Below are 3,239 nucleotides of genomic sequence, written 5' to 3'. Positions count from 1 at the left end.
ACTTCATGCGCGAAGATGGTCGCCAGCGTGCTCATGGGACGTTCAGCCGGCCGCGACATGCCTCGGATCGTCCAGCACTCCACCCTCGCACGCTGCGCAAAGCTGGTCACCGCGCAAGCAAACACATTCCCAAGCCGGGGCGCTTCCGTGCCACCTTGTTGATGGGTGGTAGCCAACGTGCGCATCGCCAAGTGCGTCAGATACATCGGAACGTGTCAACAGTTTTCCAACACTTGGCGCGAGATTTCTATGTAACAACGTCGGGTAGCCCGGTGTCGACCGGGGTGGGGATGGCGCGTAGAGCCCCCGGGGTGTCGAGCAGTTGCGAGGCGTCCATGGCGAGGTCGGGGTTGATGTGCACGGCGGCGGGCGGCAGGGCGACGGTGGGCGCGCCTTTGACGTAGCGCTCGGGGTGGCGTGCATAGTGTTCGGTGAGCGCCTGCTGGCGGACGGCGGCGACCGTGGCCACCCGACCATGGAACACGTCGGAGGGAGTGAACAGCGCCACCCCTTCGTGCGGACGATCGTTGTAATGCGGGACGAAGCGGCGCACCCACTGGCGGGCCTGCTCGGCGTCCTCGAAACGGCCGGGGTAATCGGGGGTGTACTTGAGGGTCTTGAAGTGGCTTTCACTGAAGGGGTTGTCATTGCTCACCCGCGGGCGCGAGTGGCTGCGAGCCACCCCCATCGTGCTGAGCAGGTCAGTGAAGCTGTGGGCGGTCATCGGTGAGCCGCGGTCCTGATGCACGATGAGCGACTCGCGGGCGATGGCGTGTGCGTTCAGCGTGCGCGTAAACAGATGCTTGGCCAGCCCTGCATTTTCCTTGGTGCTGATCATCCAGCCGACCACGTAGCGACTGTACAGGTCCAGGATGAGGTAGAGATTGAGATACACGCCGCGCGAGAAGGTCGGCAGCTTGGTGATGTCCCAGGTCCATACCTGATGCGGCGCGGTGGCCGTCAGCTGGGGTCGGACGTGGCGTTGGGGTGGACGTTGCAGGCGCCGCGCCGTGGTTTGGCCGAGCGCACGCAGGCGGCGATAGAAGGTCGACACCGACGCCAGCACGGTGCCCTCGCTGAGCAGCTGCGCGTAGACCTGGCGCGGACTGGCGTCGATGAAGCGATCGCTGTGCAGCACGCTCAGGATCGCCTCGTCCTGTTCGGCGCTGAGTCGGCGTGCTGGGGGACGCGCCGGCGCCACCGCCTTGCGCCGTCGACGGTCGGGATAGCAGCGATGTCGCGGTTGGCCCAGTGCCTGACAGATACGCTGTTTGGACAATCCGGGCGGTGCGGTGGCGAGCAGGCCCATCAGGGCTTCTCCTGCTGGGCTTGCTCGACCAGTTGGAAGACTTTTTTTGGAGTTCGACCAACTGCTCGGCGACTTCGGCACGCCGCTGCAGACGACGATTTTCGCGTTCCAGTTGCTCCATCCGACGATCACGTGGATCGGCCCCCTTGCGCCCGGGCGCTTGCGCCTGCAGGCCATCCAAACCGCGCTCGGCGTGTTGTTTACGCCAGCCGGAAAGCTGGGCCGCATAGAGGCCGTTGCGGCGCAACCAGGCACCCTGCTCACCATGAGGCAACGCATCAGCCTCGGTCAGCAAGCGGAGTTTCTCGGTCGCACTGAAGCGGCGACGTGTACGCTTTTCAAGCCGTGGATCGGGCGTGATCTCGGCGCTCGTGGGCAACTCAGGGGACATTCAAAGGCTCCAACTGGCCCGCCCATTTCTTATGGGTCTTCGCAGATCAGTGTGGGTGCAATCGAGCGTTTTCCGGTAGCGGCGGCAGGAAGCTGGCGATGATCTTGAGCTTGAGGTAGTCCTCATCGCGGTAGCCGTAGGCACTGCGCTGGATGACCCGGATCTTGTTGTTCAGTCCCTCCACCAGTCCCAGACTGACCTTGTTGTCCGGATGGCAGTAGGCGGCGATGCCGTCCCAATGTCGCTCGATCATCTTCACGAACTTCTGGTACGACGCCAGTCGCTGCCAGCGCAGGCTCTGCTTCCAGCGCTCGAAGAACGCCCGGGCACCACGTTCGGTGCGGTAGTTCCACAGCTGGCCGAACGATTCTTTCAGCAGGTACGCGGTGTTCAGCCGCTTGTTGGCCGCCAGCAGCTTCCTGAGCGCCTGGCGGCCGTCCAGGGTCAGGTTCTCGCGGTTGCTCAGCAGGGTGTAGCGTTGACCCTTGATGTAGCTGCGATCCTTGCCTTGTAGGCGTTTGTACTCGTCTCGCCTGACCTGATCGAGCGCATCGGACAGGTGGCGCATGATGTGGAACTTGTCGAACACGATGGCGGCATTGAGCGCGTTGTTGCCCACCGAGGTACGGAACGGGCGCCACATGTCCATCACCGCCAGCTCGATACGCGCGCTCTTGTTCGGCCCCAACTCGGTGAAGAACAGGTCGATGTCCGCCTCGGTGCGGCCACTGCCGCCAAACCAGATCGGCCGCCTGCGCTCCAGGTCGCTGACCACCACGCGGTAGTCGTGACCCTTGTGGATGGCGATCTCGTCGATGCCGATCGCCCGTGGCGCCGGCATCCCGGCCCGCCGCACCTGCTCGGCCATGTACAGCTTGGATAGGTCCTTGACCGTGCTGTCGTGCAGCCGCTCCAATTCGGCTACAGCCTTGTTCGTCATGCTCCGGCACAGCTGGCCAACGTGCAGGGCGAAGCGCTCGGTATAGCGTGGATTCTTCGCCAGCCAGTCCAGCCGCTCTACGTGCACGCCGCCACATCCCGAACAATTGACGCGCCAGCGCTCAAACTCCACGTACAGCACCCAACCGGCCACCCGCAGGTCGCGGGCACGGCAAACACGCTGGTCGTAGCGGCTACGGCTACGCTGGCCACAGCGCGAACACACCGCCGTTTTTTTCGGCGTCGCAAGGTCACGATCCGGGCCTTCGGATCGCCGAATACGCCCCTGAGCGTCGCCCCCGCCACGAAGCCCGGGAAGGAGAACAACTCTCGCAGGCTACGCCCTGTCTTCATCAGCAATCCCCGCTCACCAGATCAGGACAGGAATCGACCGCATGCCCACCCCGTCAAGATGGCTTGATTCCCAGGCTCCTGGCAACTCCCCGGACTCGAACCCACCCACACGATTCCGCGATGAGCCCTTTTTTTAGGAACGCGTTCTCCTCTTCCAGTCGGGCCAGCTCCCGTTTCAGCCGCGTCACCTCCGACTGCTGGAGCTGCCGCGCCTCGGCATCCTGGCCTTGATGGTGGGCCTTGGCC

5 protein-coding genes are annotated in these 3,239 nt (G+C 64.0%); 1 reads left to right on the top strand and 4 read right to left on the bottom strand.

Translation table 11 applies throughout. The features are described 5' to 3' along the window. Together P8014_RS20400 and P8014_RS20395 are read right to left on the bottom strand one after the other, a co-directional pair. Positions 1–206: hypothetical protein (locus P8014_RS20400; protein ID WP_337819171.1), on the bottom strand; the 206-nt coding region annotated here is incomplete at its 3' end. 41 nt (positions 207–247) lie between these two features. Next, a complete protein-coding gene (locus P8014_RS20395) occupies positions 248–1,309 on the bottom strand; it encodes an IS3 family transposase (protein ID WP_337819170.1) in 1,062 nt (353 codons plus the stop codon). A 46-nt stretch (positions 1,310–1,355) separates the two neighbouring features. On the opposite strand from P8014_RS20395, the gene P8014_RS20390 reads away from it, so the two are divergent. Beyond that, positions 1,356–1,802 (top strand): hypothetical protein, encoded by a 447-nt coding sequence (locus P8014_RS20390; protein WP_337819169.1) that lies wholly within the window; start codon positions 1,356–1,358, stop codon positions 1,800–1,802. Here P8014_RS20390 and P8014_RS20385 read toward each other — a convergent pair. After that, positions 1,747–2,865 (bottom strand): ISL3 family transposase, encoded by a 1,119-nt coding sequence (locus tag P8014_RS20385; RefSeq protein WP_337819168.1) that lies wholly within the window; start codon positions 2,863–2,865, stop codon positions 1,747–1,749. The two genes, P8014_RS20390 and P8014_RS20385, sit on opposite strands and share 56 nt — an antisense overlap. 181 nt (positions 2,866–3,046) lie before the next feature. Then, on the bottom strand, positions 3,047–3,239 hold a 193-nt coding region (locus P8014_RS20380), incomplete at its 5' end, for a hypothetical protein (protein WP_337819167.1).

Origin of the sequence: Acidihalobacter sp. (assembly GCF_037381185.1) — a bacterium.
Lineage (GTDB): Bacteria > Pseudomonadota > Gammaproteobacteria > DSM-5130 > Acidihalobacteraceae > Acidihalobacter_A.
Note: the sequence above shows the minus strand (reverse complement) of the source record. Positions and strands in the feature narration are given on the sequence as shown.